Annotated in this window: 8 protein-coding genes and 1 rRNA gene; 4 read left to right on the top strand and 5 right to left on the bottom strand. The window is 51.7% G+C overall.

Translation table 11 applies throughout. The features are described from left to right. Window positions 1–355 precede the first annotated feature (355 nt). Entirely contained in the window at window positions 356–3,451 is a 3,096-nt protein-coding gene (locus tag DC28_RS07025) for a pullulanase (RefSeq protein ID WP_052078587.1), read from the top strand. Between the two features lie 232 nt (window positions 3,452–3,683). Here DC28_RS07025 and DC28_RS07030 read toward each other — a convergent pair whose 3' ends face one another. Continuing rightward, window positions 3,684–4,895, bottom strand: coding sequence for an alpha/beta hydrolase (locus tag DC28_RS07030; RefSeq protein WP_037547218.1), 1,212 nt, complete (start codon window positions 4,893–4,895; stop codon window positions 3,684–3,686). 329 nt (window positions 4,896–5,224) lie between these two features. Between DC28_RS07030 and DC28_RS07035 the strand changes: the two genes are divergently transcribed. Then, entirely contained in the window at window positions 5,225–5,947 is a 723-nt protein-coding gene (locus DC28_RS07035; protein WP_037547220.1) for a response regulator transcription factor, read from the top strand. Here the strand turns inward: DC28_RS07035 and DC28_RS07040 are convergent. The 4 genes from DC28_RS07040 to DC28_RS07055 all read right to left on the bottom strand — a co-directional run bounded on the left by DC28_RS07040 (window position 5,940) and on the right by DC28_RS07055 (window position 13,537). After that, window positions 5,940–7,493 (bottom strand): cache domain-containing protein, encoded by a 1,554-nt coding sequence (locus DC28_RS07040; protein WP_037547222.1) that lies wholly within the window; start codon window positions 7,491–7,493, stop codon window positions 5,940–5,942. The genes DC28_RS07035 and DC28_RS07040 overlap by 8 nt on opposite strands. Next, complete coding sequence (locus tag DC28_RS07045; protein ID WP_037547224.1) at window positions 7,486–10,113, bottom strand: ATP-binding protein; 2,628 nt, start codon at window positions 10,111–10,113, stop codon at window positions 7,486–7,488. The genes DC28_RS07040 and DC28_RS07045 overlap by 8 nt, the downstream gene beginning before the upstream one ends. 216 nt (window positions 10,114–10,329) lie before the next feature. Beyond that, on the bottom strand, window positions 10,330–12,078 hold the full coding sequence (locus DC28_RS07050) for a transporter substrate-binding domain-containing protein (RefSeq protein ID WP_081942035.1): 1,749 nt from the start codon (window positions 12,076–12,078) through the stop codon (window positions 10,330–10,332). A gap of 664 nt (window positions 12,079–12,742) precedes the next feature. After that, on the bottom strand, window positions 12,743–13,537 hold the full coding sequence (locus DC28_RS07055) for a hypothetical protein (RefSeq protein WP_037547228.1): 795 nt from the start codon (window positions 13,535–13,537) through the stop codon (window positions 12,743–12,745). Window positions 13,538–13,836: 299 nt separating this feature from the next. On the opposite strand from DC28_RS07055, the gene DC28_RS07060 reads away from it, so the two are divergent. Both DC28_RS07060 and DC28_RS07065 read left to right on the top strand, forming a co-directional pair. Then, window positions 13,837–14,061 (top strand): hypothetical protein, encoded by a 225-nt coding sequence (locus tag DC28_RS07060; protein ID WP_037547229.1) that lies wholly within the window; start codon window positions 13,837–13,839, stop codon window positions 14,059–14,061. A 431-nt stretch (window positions 14,062–14,492) separates the two neighbouring features. Continuing rightward, window positions 14,493–16,029, top strand: a 16S ribosomal RNA gene (locus DC28_RS07065). The last annotated feature ends 74 nt before the right edge of the window (window positions 16,030–16,103 follow it).

The following is a 16,103-nucleotide window of genomic DNA, read 5'->3' on the forward strand; positions in this document are numbered from 1 at the left end:
AAGATGGAAATGCATTCCTGCCCGGAACCGGAATCACCTACCCACAGCCTTGGCATGGTTGAACGGGGTTGAATGGCCCCCCTCGGAAGGTGGCAGTGTCCCGGACATTCAAATCACCCTATCCAGAAAAATCTTGACGGATCGCCGGGCACGCCGTACAATTTTAAACCGTAGTCCGGGGGATGGGTTTGTAAACCGGTTTAGGGTGATTCGATCGCCTTAACCAGCAAAACCATGTGGGCTACCCAGGGGGTACATTACTAGGGGGCAACTCATCAAATCTACCGCCCGGCCGGCCCGGGGAGTAGGTTTGATTTCCATTCTAGAATTACCCCACATCTACAAGGGGGTTTCAATGAAATCAAAACTGAGATTTGTGATAGGACTGTTAGCCGTCCTATTTCTCGCTGTTTCCTGTGCATCCGCACCGGGTACTGTTGACGGTGCCCAGGCTGCCGGGGAAGTCCAGGCTGCAGCAGCCATACCAGAGAATACCGTCCGGGTGCACTACCAGCGGACCGACGGGAACTATGAGAACTATGTTCTCTGGATCTGGAACGATACAACCTGGGAAAGTGACGGCGGCTGGCCCAACGGGTTAGAAAAGGCCGGGGTTGACAGCTACGGAGCCTACTACGATGTTCCGGTAAAATCCGATGCCATGAAGCTGGGTATGGTTGTAGTAGAAAAGACCCTGGGGGATGCCGGAAAAGACGGTGGCGATAAGATAATCGACTTCAATTTCCCGGCGGTTCGCGAGCTTTGGCTCGTGGAGGGTTCGGATGAGGTCATGCTCACCAAACCCGTTCAAATCCCTGAAAATACCCTACGGGTACACTACACTCGGGATGACGGTAACTACGAAAACTATGTCCTGTGGATCTGGAACGATACTACCTGGGAGAGTGCCGACGGCTGGCCTGAGGGACTGCCCAAAACAGGAATTGACGAATTCGGGGCATACTACGATATTCCTCTGAAAGAAGGGGCGAGTCAGGTTGGATTTCTGGCGGTGGACCGCACCCTGGGGGATTCCGGGAAGGATGGCGGCGACAAGAGCTTTGCCATGCTCGACCAGTATAACCGTGTTTGGATCCGGCAGGGTGATGATGAGGTATATGTGACTCCAAGCTATGCAAAACCCGTTGGAATTGTATCGGCCACCGTGGCCAGCAACTCCTCCATCAAGGCTACATTTATTTCCACCCAGGGCTTGAAGGCCGACGACCTAGTCCAGGATTTGGCGATTGAACAGGCCGACGGAACAATGGTAATTCCGTCTGGAGTGGAGGTAAAGGCTGATGGAAAAACGATAGAAATTTCTCTCCCCATAGATATAGACCTAGCACCCTACACCGTTACCTACGATGAAAAGACGGTTACTGCCACCGTGGGTTGGCAGTACGTAGACGGCGAATACGCCTATGACGGGGAGCTGGGTCCCTTCCTCCAAAACGATGGTTCCGCCCTACTGAAAATGTGGTCTCCCATGGTAGCCCGGGTCTCGGTTGTTCTCTACGATAAGGACGATCAGGACAGGGTTATCCGTGATGATATTCCCATGACAAAGGGAGATGACGGTGTATGGTCCGTGGTCCTTGATTCCGGCAATACCGGTGTTTCAAACCTTCGGGGCTACTACTATCACTACAAGGTAGACGCCTCCGGGGACGGGAATACTCGGTTAGCCCTAGATCCCTATGCAAAGTCCATGGCACCCTTCAATAATGCTATTTACGAGATTGGCAAAGGCGCCATCACTGCCGATGTGGCAGCTATCGGACCTCGATTAGAGTACGCGTCCATCCCCGGGTTCACCAAGGAGGAAGACGCCATTATCTGGGAGGCCCATGTCCGGGATCTTACCGTAGACCCCTCCATTGAAGGGGAGTTATCCGCACCCTTCGGCACCTTCCAGGCCATCATTGACCGCCTGGAATATATTCAGTCCCTGGGAGTAACTCATATTCAGCTCTTGCCGGTAATGAGTTATAAGTGGGGAGATGACTACGCCACCCGGCAGCGCGAAATGGAATACTCCGCCAAGGATAATAACTATAACTGGGGCTACGACCCCCATAGTTACTTCTCCCTCAGCGGTATGTACTCAGAAAATCCGGATGATCCGGAGCGCCGGATCGAAGAGTTTAAAGCCCTTGTCCAGGCGATTCATGACCGCGGCATGGGGGTTATTTTAGACGTGGTATTCAATCACACCGCCGATCTAAGAATATTTGAGGATCTGGCTCCCGGGTACTACCACTTCATGGATGCCGACGGAACACCCCGAACCAGTTTTGGCGGCGGTCGTCTCGGTACCACCCATGCGATGAGCCGGAAGGTGATGGTTGATGCCCTTTCCTATTGGACCAGGGAGTTCAAAGTTGATGGATTCCGTTTCGATATGATGGGTGATCATGATGCAGAATCCGTACAGGCAGCATACGATGCCGTCAAAGCCCTGAACCCGAATATTGTAGTGATTGGGGAAGGATGGCGGACCTATGCAGGCGATGCCGGGGATCCCCGGCAGCCCGCCGATCAGGATTGGATGGCCCATACCGACGGGGTAGCAGTGTTCTCCGATGAGATTCGGAACGAACTCAAATCCGGTTTCGGCAGTGAGGGGCAGCCCCGGTTCATTACCGGCGGTCCGCGGAATATTCAACAGATTTTTGACAATATCAAAGCACAGCCTCATAATTTCACCGCCGATGATCCCGGTGACGTGGTTCCCTATATCGCAGCCCACGACAACCTGACCCTCCACGACGTCATTGCCCAATCGATCCGTAAAGATCCCGATGTTCCCGAAAACAACCGGGAAATCCACCAGAGAATCCGGATCGGTAATGCCATGGTGCTAACCAGCCAAGGTGTTGCCTTCATCCATGCCGGGCAGGAATACGGGCGAACAAAACAGTGGCGTGCCCCGGGGAAACCCGAACACAAGGACACCCGGATGACGAACCGAGATGGCAGTCCCTTTGCCTACCCGTATTTTGTCCACGACTCCTACGATTCTTCAGACATCATCAATATGTTTGACTGGGCAAAGGCTACCGATCCCCAGGCATATCCGGAGAACAACCTCACAAGAGCCTACACCGCAGGTCTCATATCCCTACGCCGCTCCACCGATGCCTTCCGCCTCGGGACAAAAGAGCTGGTAGAGGCTAATGTCCAGCTTCTGGACATACCAGAGGTCCGGGCTGTGGATCTCGTATTACCCTTCAGTGCGAAGGCTACCAACGGCGATGTGTACTATGTATTCATCAATGCGGATACCAAGGTCCGAACCCTCAGTCTCGATCAGGATCTCCGGGACGGCACCGTGGTAGTGGACAATGATGAAGCCGGACCTGCAGGGGTTGCCGATCCCTCCGGGTTCAGGTTGGGAGCAGGGAACATCACCCTCGATCCCCTGACCGTTGTTATAGTTCGAAAATAAGGCACCTCCCCCTGCCTTGCCCGGCCTTCCTCGGAGGGCCGGGCTTTTTAGTTCCAGGCTTTTTTAGTTCCGGGCCTGTTTAGTTCCGGGCTTTTTGGGGAGGGTGGAGCACCCAGGGGTGGTATGACTCATGTAAGGGGTGCTTGCCGGTGACCTGCTCTAGGACTATCGCCGCCCTTGGGCAAATGGCACAACCCTGTACCCACTACCAAGGGCTATCTATGAGCGATCGCTATTCCGAAGCCAGGGATGAGAGGAACCCTGAAACCCTATCAAAAACAACCCCACGCTCAGGTTCATCCATATTAAAAATTGTATGCGGATAGTCTTTAAGCAGCCCCACCTCCACCTCCGGCACCACAGAGGTGAGAATTTCAATGTTACGCTCCCATTCCACCACCGTATCGGCAGTGCCCTGAATCAAGAGCATAGATCCAGTATAGCCCCCCACCAATCTCCCGTTATAGAGGTCCGGTTGACGGTGATGTACCCACCTGATGTATGCTTCGAGCCAGGAGGGATGGTACACCGGTTCATACAGCGGATCTCCCTGCAGGGTAAACCGGATATACTCATCGCTGGTGCTCACCCCGGGACTAAAGGCGGCTAATTGCTGCATCCACCCAGTTAGATGAATGGAATGGTTACCTGCCAAACGGTTGAACACCCATCGTAATTCCCGGGACGGAAGGTCGATCAACGGCGCGCCCAAAATAATACCCCGGGGAAGGGTTTCCAGGATCTTCTCCGGATTCTCCCCAAGGTGGTACTGGATGAGTAGCTCCAGTATGGCAGTACAGCCGGTACTGTGGCCAATCATGACGAAGGGCCCCTCAGACTCCCCTGTAAGCTTTACCCACACCGTCCGGACCGCTTCGGCGTACTGGCGAAAATCGTCTATTGCATACCGCCCCCCCGTAGACATTCCGTGACCCGGTAGATCCATAAGCCACACCCGCCATCCCTTGTTCACCAGATGGGATGTAAGCTCTGCCATATGCCCGCCATGGGCGGTGTAGCCGTGGATCACCAGCACCGATCCCTTCACCCCGATCCCCTCGGGGGGATGGTGGGTGCTCACAAAAACCTGGTACTCATCGGTGCTCAGATACCCGGCCCGCTGCAGGGTGCTATCCAAGGTAAAGGTCGATGCATAGGCTCTCAGGTTGTCAAATCCGCTAATCGACACCAACTCCGGAGAGCTGTCAATGAGATCGGATTTAAGATGGTCCAAGGTAACACAGACTTCTGGCGGGAAATCCTGGGGGATGCTGGTGCATCCTGCGAGGGTTATACTGAAAAGCAGTATGAGTAACCAAAGCCGGGAGCAAAAAAACCGGCTCAAGGAATCGAGCCGTACAACCCCCATAGTCGCCCCCAACCAAGCTTCTCCCCTCAAAGCCCTTCCTTGACCCGGAATTTCATCCATTTTCCCCTGTTTCATACATTCTCCATTTACCGTAAAGAGCCTCTCAAGACCAAAGAAGGTGAGTCCAAGAGCGTAACCTACACCGGAACGGTGCCGTGCTAACCAGGCACGAGATCCAAGGGTCGGTTGTCAGTCACCATGGTTACAACCCCTGACTATAAGAAAAATATAGTGCGCAAAAGCGTGTAAACTACGCCAGATTTAGCGGCGCCACCCCGGTTTCAACCCCAGGAATAGTGCCGTCGAGGGGCAGGGTTACAACCTTTTGCGCACTATTTAAGAAAAAAACAGGTTAACGCCCTAGTTTAAGCTCCAGTTAAGATTGAGATGCTATAATCCAAGTCATGAATGGCAGCACGAACATACTAATCGTTGAAGACAATCTCCAGCTTAGAAAATACATCGGAAAGACCCTAGAATCCAGCGGCTATCTCGTAACCCTTGCAGATTCCGGTGAGTCGGCCATCTCGAGACTCCGTCATGAAGACTTTGACCTTGTCCTGCTAGATCTCATGCTAGGCGATACCCACGGTCTCGAGATCCTCAAGCTCATCCGTCGGCAGAATGAATTTCTGCCGGTAATCATCGTGTCTACCTGTACCGATGTCTCCGTGAAGGTGGATGGATTTCAAATCGGCTGCGATGACTACCTGACGAAGCCATTTTATTCAGATGAGTTGTTGGTCCGGGTGCAGCGGCAGCTGAAGAGAAGAGAACAAATTCGGTCAAAACAAAATGTTCAGTTTATTGAGGAAGACCTAACCCTGCCACCCTTCAGTCTCAACCTCCGTACCTGCGAGGTTTACAAAGAGGGGGTCCTCATTGAAATGCGGCAAAAGCTCTTCGACATCCTCCTGTTTCTCGCCCAGAGTCCTAATCAAACCATCGCCAAGGAAACCATCCTCCACCATTGTTGGGAAAACTGGGAGGAGGCCAGTTCCAATACCCTGTATGTCCACATCCGACAACTCCGCAGCCTTATAGAAGATAATCCGGACAGACCCGCCTTCCTGCAAACCGTCAGGGGTCGCGGATTCAGGCTGAGTATTCCCTCTCTGGTCAACTAGGGCACTCTGAATGACCATGGGGAAAGCTAATTCTGTAGATAGTTCCCCCTTCTTGGCCTGACTGGGTTTCCAGGGTGATTCCAATGTAATCCCCCAAAACCCGGCTGCACAGCTCCAGATCAGGGTGCGAAAACGGCTGTTTTGTCTGGAAAACCACTGATACTCTGGGATTTTCCCGATCCGTCAACCCCACCAGGATCGCGGCACCTGCTTCTGCGTTTATCAAAAACCGAACAAATAGGTCCTCCAACAATAATCTCGTGATTCCTGGCAATCCTGCTCTGGACGCTACCTCCTCCGGTATAGTGGCATGGAATGCAACATCACTCTGTACTGCCATAGGCGTGAGGTCAAGAATCAACTCATGAAGAATGCGTGCTACTGAAAACTGCTCGAAGGAGGGGTAGTCCCGAGACCCTAGGCCCCGGATGCCCAGGGCAGACCGTAACTTCTGAAGATCGGAGAATTTTTGCTCCGACCATTCCTGGCGGATAAAGTCGCTTCTTGATTGACGTACCAGGCAGGTGGTCATATACAGCAGGCAATCTCGAACCGATACATTTTTCTCTGCCGCCAAAAACCGGGCTTTCACCCTCCGTTCCAGCAAAAAAAAGAAGCCAAGTATCAGAACCAAGGCAATCCCCAAGGGAATCCCTGATCTCAGAATCGAATCCCGCCATTCGCTCTCTATTTTCTCCTGCAGGGCCATGCCGCAGTATCTCACCAATACATAGGTATCCCAATCCTCCATGTAGCTGCTCCACATGACACCATTTGGTACCCACTGACCCTGGTGAACAACACCGGTGGTCGTTCGATTCCGTTGCAGTTCTCCAAAAAAATCATCCCCCCATTTGTCTCCTATGCTTACGGGTTGTTTCAGCTCATCTGGATTGGAAGAGTAAACAAGGCTGCCGTCCCTCCGGGCTAGATAGACCGTGATGGGAAAGGCTTCCTCATAGGCGTCTAGGGATTCTCTGAATTCTGCGGCGTTTATTCCGCCGCCGGTAACCCCGAGGAAGGTTCCTGAGCTGTCATATACAGGAACATTTACATAAATGCCTAGAAAGTCCTCTTCAGGATAGTACCAAGAATCAATAGTCGATTGTCCTGCATTGTCCCGAACCGCTTCTCGGAATATGTAGTACCATCCATCCCTCTCCCAGGTTGTCGGGCTGAGTGAAACGACCCTCCCATCCGTACCGTAGTACGTCTCGGTCTCATCACTTACTAGACTTGCATCTAATAACCCGTGGCGTGCCCGTACGTTCTCCATGAAATCCATCAGTGCGGGAACATCCCTTTCCCCATTCAGAATCCAGGATTCAATAAATCCATCTTGAAGAAGGGCTTCCCCCGCCTGTTTATATACCAAGGCTTTCATGTGCAGGCTCAGCTGCAGGGAAAGTCCGATGGTGGGTAACTCATGGTCGATGATAAAAACTTCTAGTTCTTGGGCATTTTTACTGGCATTCATCCAGGTTAGGATACTGAATCCTGCGGTCAGCAGTAGAACCAGATACACGATATACTGTTTCTTAACCATGAATCTCTTCCTCATATGTGGTCAACTGAAGAATAAAGCGGGATCCATGGGGAGTATTTACCCGGTAATAAAGATCTCCCTGCACCATCCGCGCCAGTTCTCGGCCGACGAACAACCCAAGCCCCGTGGAGGACTCTCCGCCGGTTGGCCGGGTAGTGAGTTTCTCGAACCGTCCGAAGAGTTTATTCGTTTCCTCCTCGGGTACACCGGGTCCCGTGTCTGCAACCTCAACGAGAATTGGGTTTTCCGAAGAAACCGTAACGGTAATAGTACCCCCAGGCGGGGTAAACTTAATACCATTATCTATGAGATTATAGAGGATCCCCTTCACTGCCGTATAATCGCCGTAGGCTTGGGGGCAGTCCTGGGGTATATCGAGACTCAGATGCTGGTCCTTGTTCTCCGCCTTTCGGCTCAGGTCTTGAATTACGCTGTGGAGAAGGGCCTGCAAATCTACATCCTCCAGTCGAACGGTTTGGCGCCCATCGGAAAGTCGAAAGGAAATCAATACGTTCTGGACGATATCGTTAATCTCCCTGCTGGAGACCGCTAAGTCATCATATATTTCTCCAATACCTGAATCATCAGACTGTTTCAATGAACCTAGGTCCCGGATACGATTGAGCAGGATGGTCAGCGGGGTATTTACGTTGTGGGTCAGAAAGAAGAGAAAGGCGTTTTTCTCCCGTTCGGATTGAGAAAGTGATAGATTATGTCCAGCTATCTGCTTAAGCCGAACCAAGGTTTGTACCCGGACTGCTAATTCGGAAGCCTCAAAGGGCCGGGTCAAGAAGTCGTTTACACCGACCGCATAGCCCTTTTGCATCAGGTGATCGGCATAATAATTGGTTATCATCAGGATGGGCAACTCAAAGAGGTTGTGATTGTCTCTAATCAGTCTGCACAGGTGGTAGGCTCCCTCACCAGTCGATGTTGGGTCAAGAATAAGTGTATCAACCTTCTGATGAACTGCCGCTTGGAGAACACTTATATCGGTGTGGGCCGTATTCACTCTGTATCCCTCTGCCTGGAGAAGCAGACCGAGGTGGGTGGCCTTTCTATCGTCTGTTTCGAATATCCATATGGTACCATGGTCGTGCTCTGCTGATTCATCAATATCTTCCTGCTCCCGCAATTCAACCAAGGGTCGGCAATCCGGGCGGTCCAAAATCCTGTCATCCTCGTCAATACAGCCCGCTGTCTGCTGGATTTGGTGCTTCAACGCGATCGCCTCGTCTGCAATAACCTGGGTTGCAGCCGTGATCTGCGGATTGGTGAATTTCCGGTTTAAAATCCGGGCGGTGGCAATAATGCTTTCCACCGGCCGGCGAAGCTGGTTATGTAATTCGAAGACCATGGATTGAGAAAGGCCTTGTAGCGATAGGAGTTCCTGGTCGGCTTGGCTTCTCAGCCTTTCAACCTCGGATTGTGCCTGTTTTACCGATCTCTGAAAGCGGAGCCATATACTATTTAACAGCACCGAACTGCCCAAAAACATGTGAGCCAGTAGTCCGAAGATTTGGCGGTATTTCAAAAAGGCAGGTTCTCGAAGGCCGCCTAAGCCGCTGAGAATATCCAGCACCATCATAACAACCCAAGGAACGAAGGTTAGAATGATCCAGATTCGTTCTACATCTCTCTTTCGAATCACTAAGGCAATCGGAAATCCCAGAGAAAGCAGCATTAGTATCGACAGCAGGTTTAAAATATCCGCGATTTGGTAGGGAATCATAAAGCCGCTTATGACAACCAGAACCAATCCGATTCCCAGCATGCTTCTGAGAAAATACCGTATGCTTTTTGGCAGTTCCCGGGAAAATAACCCCTCAGCCAGTACGTAGGCTCCCGCCATATTTAAGAAAATCGTAAGGGGAAACAGCCATTCGGGATACACCAGGGTATCAAAATACAGCAGCAAAGCCCGGCTCTGGCGTAGAAAAAAGAGGAACACTGAGGTATCAAAGGCTGCAATCACAAAGAAAACCCTCTCCCTCAGGAGTATGCCCCCTAGAATACTGACAATCACTAAGGTGAGAAACGAACCGGTTATCCCTCCGATCAACGAACGTTCCGTCACCGTGCGGTTTGTGAATTCCGTAACCCCAAGTAACTCCGGGGTAATCAAAATTCCCCGAGGGCCGTGGAATTCCACCACCACGGTTCGAGTGGACTTTCCCGGGACCGATAGCGGAAATGCGGCATTCAGGCTTCTGACGGGAGTCTGATACGTCGGCACAATATCGCCATGACGGAACATGGTGACCGCGCCGCTTGGTTTTGGGGCTAACAGTTCTGTGTAATAATTAGAATTTCTATTAGCAAACATCACGGAGCGTTCACGATCCTGATTATTCTGTATCTCAATCCACAGATATGCATATAAGCTGGATGTGGAAAAGGAGTCTGCCGACAGTTCCTGGTACGCCCCGTCTCGGTCCGCCAGCTGGGTGGCAGATTTTCTGACGTTGCTTTGATTCACCCAGAGTTGGTAATCAATTCCTGCCGCACCCTCCGACTGAAAATCAAACTGAGATACTAAGAGGATAATAACAATCAGTATCGCCGTCAGAGCGGCCAAGACAAAGGTAAATCGTGCTTCAAATTTCGTCCAATTATTCATCCGAGGGTTCCTTCCCGTTTATTACATAAGAGGTTCTTTCGAAACACAGGTTTGAATGAACCATGGTTTGAACTAACTGCATTACATCATTAATAGTAAATAATGTAACATTCCATATTACCACACATGCCAACTGTAAGCGACTTTTCCAATAGGCTCTTAAAACAATCATAATCCAACAACAAACTACCCAAGCGTATAACCACTCATACTGGCTCACCCCGAGGCATGTAATATTGCTGCTTGATCTCCCTCCCCGGTATGTTTGGTGAGGGTATGTTCAAGGCTTGCAAGCAGTTCACTGCGGTCCTGGCCGTCGCATTCGATATACGCCGCGTCAATCCGAAGGGATGCGAGCTGAGCAGTACGGGAAAACTCCATGGCCAGTTTCTCGGTAGTTTTATACGCCTGATGCCCCCTGGTGTTCGGGAGCAGCAGGAGGAATCGGCCGCCGCTAATCCGTGACAGGATATCGGCCTCCCTAACATGGGTAGAGGCCACTTCGGCCACTGCGCAGCAAAGTTCATCAGCCCGGTCAAAGCCGGACTGAAGGTTGATGGAGGAAAACCCGCGAATATCCAGGAGAATTAACGAAAAGGCATAATCATACCGCTGTGTCATGACGACTTCGTGGTCAATCTGCCTATACATAAAGGTACGGTTAAAGAGACCTGTCAAATCATCCCGGACACTGAGTTCCTGAATAGTTTGATCCTTTTGGCTCACTGCGCCAGAGAGCTGTTCCACCGTCGAGGACAATGTCTCAATCTCCTTTTGATCCTTGTACGCCCTGAGAATCAACCGGGAACTCTGGGAATCCCCAGGATAAATCTGTTCAACCTCCCGATACCCATTGGCTTTCAGGTAGCCTGCGATGCCGTCCCAAGATGATTGTTTTGCAGGAGAGAGCTCTCGGATCGCTGTGTACAGTTCAGCATTCACCCCGATCCGGTTATCCCCCTCTTTTTTCCACATCAGGGGAATAGGGATTATCTGCAGCATCTTATCTCCCTCGGCAATTCCTCGCTCCAGCCGATGAATATGATTTTGACTTTTTATTCGGTACAGGAGTATTCCGACGATTGCGCCAAGGGCAATACCAAATATTGAAGAGACCAAAAGTAGTAGAAACTGGGAGGGAGGCGATGCCTGTGATAGTGGGAAATACTGGAAAAACTGCCAGGTTGAGCTCAGTTCCTTGGTTTTTCCCTTGGCAATCAATGAACTCAAGGCATCGTTCAAGGTAGAAAGCAGCTCCTGGTTTCCTTTCTCCACGCCGAACCGATACGCTACGGAAAAAAGACTGCGCCCGGATTCGGCCACATGTTGGTACCCCCGATCTCGCAGAACGTATCGCCCAAGACTAAAGGGTGCGATGGTATAATCCGCCTTTCCCTGCTCAATTAGTTGAAAGGCCTCAGAATATGTAGGCACCAGTTCAACCGACTCTGATAATCCCGATGGTACAACATACTTTTCGATGGCTATATCACCCTTGAGAATGACTCCGTGGAACCCCTCCAGGCTGCCCAGGGTTACCGAGAGATTCTTCCTATAAAACACCGTATAAGACTCCACCAGGTATGGAATGCTGAAATCCATGTTCTCTGCCCGACCTGCAGATTTGACAATACCAGAAACGGCATCAACTCCCCCGGTTTCCAATGATTCAAGGGTCCTATGCCAGGTATCCAGTTTTTTAGTTATGGCAACGCCCATTTCTAACGATAGAGCCTTAACGAGATCAATATCAAACCCCCGGGCTTCCCCATCATCCAAAAAACTCAGGGGAATATAGTCCTGGTCCATACCAAAGACCAGATTCTGAGGGGTACCAGGTTCCTCGGTCTGAGTATGTCCGGATTGATCATGGTGGGGCACCTGTGCGGGTAGGGAGGGAGAGCGTACTATGCCGAAGGCAGCAAAAACTACTAAGACTAAGAAAAACCTGAGATGCATCGTCATTACTCCAAAGTGTAGTTTATTGTGCAGCCCCGGTGCAATCCTTCCTCCTCGTATCTTGGGATAAAAGCGGCGTCCGATCACCGACCCGCTGCAGCATGCCTAGGGCAGTTGGACGTGCCCGGGGGACCCGTGAGTTCAGAGGGTGGGGGGCGCCTGTTCTGCGATCCTGTACCAGGCAACGGGGAAATGAAACAATAACCCGTCTCCATCAGGCTTCAGAAATCGCCCCTGGCTCACTTGTATTGATAGTGCGCAAAAGGTTGTAACTTTTGACCCCGGCGACACCACACCATGGGTGAACTTATAGGTTGCACCGCTATATCTGGTGCCGTTTACAACCTTTTGCGCACTATACATTGTATTAGGCACTGAGTATCGAACCCTCTGTGTACACGCAAAGGTAACAACCCCGGAAACAGCGACTCCACCCACGCACCCTGCCAGGGGTATGGTCGTCAGCAGCAAAATTACAGCCTCCTGGGGCTAACCTCCTGGGGATAAAATAGAACAGCACATACCCGCATACCGAGGCAGCGGTGTTAGCCGCTGCCTCTTGGTGAGAAGCTAGGAAGGTAAGGGTATGATCCGGAAAGACAGCAGAATTACCCAGGCAAACCGAACACTAGTTTAGAGTCGGTTGGGACGTCCGTCTTTCCAGCATTGGCTACTGTCGGACCACTCTGAAATTATCGAAGCTCGCTGCAATACTATTGGTCCGTAAAGAAATATGTGTCCCACGAAGAAGTTCAGGATTAGGAAGGGAAAAGCTAACCGGTGAAGGAAGTCCGGGCAGGGTTGCTGAAACAATACCGGTCCGAGGATCAACACTCAAGCGGATTGTGGCCTCCTGAGCAAAAAGAGAGGCGACATCCGAGGCTCGGAGCGTCACTCCCATATCCGAGAGAACCCGCAAATAATCCATGCTCAATCTGTCATCCACAGCATACCGACTGGTAACCGGATCTCTGCGGATTCGGGCATCCCGTTCCAGGAACATCCGTGAATTACTGGCGCTCTCATACACCTGGAGGCGCAAACCGTAGTGTTCCGGGTAATTCTGACGGGTCTCGGGCCGGGTATCCAGGTTCACCCAAAGCAGGTAGCTCTGACCATGACCCCAGGCGCGTCTTCCCAGAGCCGGATTCTCAACCCCTAGTTGGATACCAAAGCCCCCGTGGTACCGCTCATTTCTCAGAGCCTGGGCGTCAGCATACCCGCCGCCCTCGTACCGTACCGAGAACTCCACCACGTAGGGACGGGACTGATCGACCCGCCGGTCTATCCGGGCTAAAGCCTCAGATTCGTTGGCCTGAACCAAGCGTCCATTTCTGGCTGACCACTGCCCGGGTCCGGGAGTCCAGTCTGCCAAACTGGCAAAGCGGTCAGCGACGATCTGTCCTGCGGCAGTACCGACCATCAGCATGGCCAACACTACCACCAGTGCCATACGTTTGCTCATACAAACCTCCTGCATTGTCGTGATTTCTCATTATAATAACATACCGAAGCCTCCCTGGTGACGCTAATTCTTGCCAATTCATGTAATCCTACCGTGGCAAGGTCTTTTCCCGCCAAAACCCTTAGATTGTGCGCAAAAGCCTGTAAATCACACCGGATATAGCTGAACTACCCGTGTCCCGACTCAGGGGATAGCAACAACAATTTTTTTAAAACCCATTGTGGACCCAAAAAAATGCGATAAAATCCCCTTGAAACCGCCGTGTCTTAAAACGGCCCATTACAACACAGGGAGCCCGTATGTATTCAAACACCTATTGGATCACGCAAATGGTGATCACCATAGTCCTTGGTCTGGGAGTACCCACAATCCTTGGCCTCGGAATCCTCGGCTGGCGGCGTCTCAGTCTGCGGAAGCGTGAACTCGATCTCCGCCAACAGGAACTCTTTCTGGAATCGGAATCGCTCAAGATTAAGCGCCTGGAACTCGAGCAATCCCCCAGTACAACAAGCCGGGATCGTTGAAATTGTATATAGTGTTTTTCTTAGGGTGATTCCAATGCCCGGTCCTCCGCCACGGAGCAAAAAAACCGTACGCCGGACCTTGACATTCTCCATCCCCCTTGCTATTCTCCACCCTCACGCGCAGACATTACAAACCTTCGCGGTTTGTCCCTGAATCATAGAGCCGGGATCTGTTCCCAACATTCTGTGGTTCTTGGTTGACCTGCTTGACAAAACCGGAACGATGCTATATTGTACATCCTCACCGGCAAGCACCACGACAGTGTTGTGCGCGGTATTGAACGCTCTTTAACAGGAAATAGAGAAGGGAAAGAAGTCAAGAACGAGTGGTAGGAACTGCTCGTGCGAAGCGACCAGTCAATTGGTTTAGCGAGAAGGATTGCAAACATACTTTAATGAAACAAGACTGTCTCTTTATGAGACAGAATTATATCATGGAGAGTTTGATCCTGGCTCAGAACGAACGCTGGCGGCGCGTTTTAAGCATGCAAGTCGGACGGTAACAGGCCTTCGGGCGCTGACGAGTGGCGAACGGGTGAGTAACACGTAGGTGATCTGCCCAGAGGTTGGGGATAGCCTGTGGAAACACAGGGTAATACCGAATGAGCTTATTTTACTGTGGTGAAATAAGGAAAGGGGCTTCGGCCTCGCCTTTGGATGAGCCTGCGGCTGATTAGCTAGTTGGTGGGGTAAGAGCCTACCAAGGCGACGATCAGTAGCCGGCCTGAGAGGGTGAACGGCCACACTGGGACTGAGATACGGCCCAGACTCCTACGGGAGGCAGCAGCTAAGAATCTTCCGCAATGGACGAAAGTCTGACGGAGCGACGCCGCGTGGGTGAAGAAGGCGGAAACGTTGTAAAGCCCTTTTATGGATGAAGAATAAGTATCGGAGGGAATGCCGGTATGATGACATTAGTCCATGAATAAGCCCCGGCTAATTACGTGCCAGCAGCCGCGGTAACACGTATGGGGCGAGCGTTGTTCGGAATTATTGGGCGTAAAGGGCACGCAGGCGGCTTAGTAAGTCTGGTGTGTAAGACCGCAGCTTAACTGCGGGAACGCACTGGAAACTATTAGGCTTGAGTTCAAGAGGGGGAGCTGGAATTCCAGGTGTAGGGGTGAAATCTGTAGATATCTGGAAGAACATCAGTGGCGAAGGCGAGCTCCTGGCTATGAACTGACGCTGAGGTGCGAAAGCGTGGGGAGCAAACAGGATTAGATACCCTGGTAGTCCACGCCGTAAACGATGTGCACTAGGTGTCGGGTCTTAAGACTCGGTGCCGTAGCTAACGCGTTAAGTGCACCGCCTGGGGAGTATGCCGGCAACGGTGAAACTCAAAGGAATTGACGGGGGCCCGCACAAGCGGTGGAGCATGTGGTTTAATTCGATGATACGCGAGGAACCTTACCAGGGCTTGACATAGAACCGAAAGCGTAAGAGATTACGCCCTCCTTCGGGACGGTTTTACAGGTGCTGCATGGCTGTCGTCAGCTCGTGCCGTGAGGTGTTGGGTTAAGTCCCGCAACGAGCGCAACCCCTATTGTCCGTTACCATCATTTAGTTGGGGACTCAGACAAGACTGCCGGTGACAAACCGGAGGAAGGTGGGGACGACGTCAAGTCATCATGGCCCTTATGTCCTGGGCTACACACGTGCTACAATGGTTGGTACAGAGCGAAGCAAAACCGCGAGGTCAAGCGAAACGCAAAAAGCCAACCTCAGTTCGGATTGGAGTCTGAAACTCGACTCCATGAAGGTGGAATCGCTAGTAATCGCGCATCAGCACGGCGCGGTGAATACGTTCCCGGGCCTTGTACACACCGCCCGTCACACCACCCGAGTTGGGGGTACCCGAAGTCGTTAGTCTAACCATTACGGAGGACGGCGCCGAAGGTACGCTCGGTAAGGGGGGTGAAGTCGTAACAAGGTAGCCGTACTGGAAAGTGCGGCTGGATCACCTCCTTTCTGCGAGAAAGGTAACTTTCAAGCACAAAGGCAATTCAACAGCACGGACGGTTTTTACTGCTTAGACTTCTTTC

The organism is Spirochaeta lutea (assembly GCF_000758165.1).
Taxonomy (GTDB): Bacteria; Spirochaetota; Spirochaetia; order DSM-27196; family Salinispiraceae; genus Spirochaeta_D; species Spirochaeta_D lutea.

Coding starts and splice junctions, on each gene's coding strand:
- DC28_RS07025 (WP_052078587.1), top strand. CDS start 356: ATGAAATCAAAACTGAGATTTGTGATAGGACTGTTAGCCGTCCTATTT.
- DC28_RS07030 (WP_037547218.1), bottom strand. CDS start 4,895: ATGAAACAGGGGAAAATGGATGAAATTCCGGGTCAAGGAAGGGCTTTG.
- DC28_RS07035 (WP_037547220.1), top strand. CDS start 5,225: ATGAATGGCAGCACGAACATACTAATCGTTGAAGACAATCTCCAGCTT.
- DC28_RS07040 (WP_037547222.1), bottom strand. CDS start 7,493: ATGGTTAAGAAACAGTATATCGTGTATCTGGTTCTACTGCTGACCGCA.
- DC28_RS07045 (WP_037547224.1), bottom strand. CDS start 10,113: ATGAATAATTGGACGAAATTTGAAGCACGATTTACCTTTGTCTTGGCC.
- DC28_RS07050 (WP_081942035.1), bottom strand. CDS start 12,078: ATGACGATGCATCTCAGGTTTTTCTTAGTCTTAGTAGTTTTTGCTGCC.
- DC28_RS07055 (WP_037547228.1), bottom strand. CDS start 13,537: ATGAGCAAACGTATGGCACTGGTGGTAGTGTTGGCCATGCTGATGGTC.
- DC28_RS07060 (WP_037547229.1), top strand. CDS start 13,837: ATGTATTCAAACACCTATTGGATCACGCAAATGGTGATCACCATAGTC.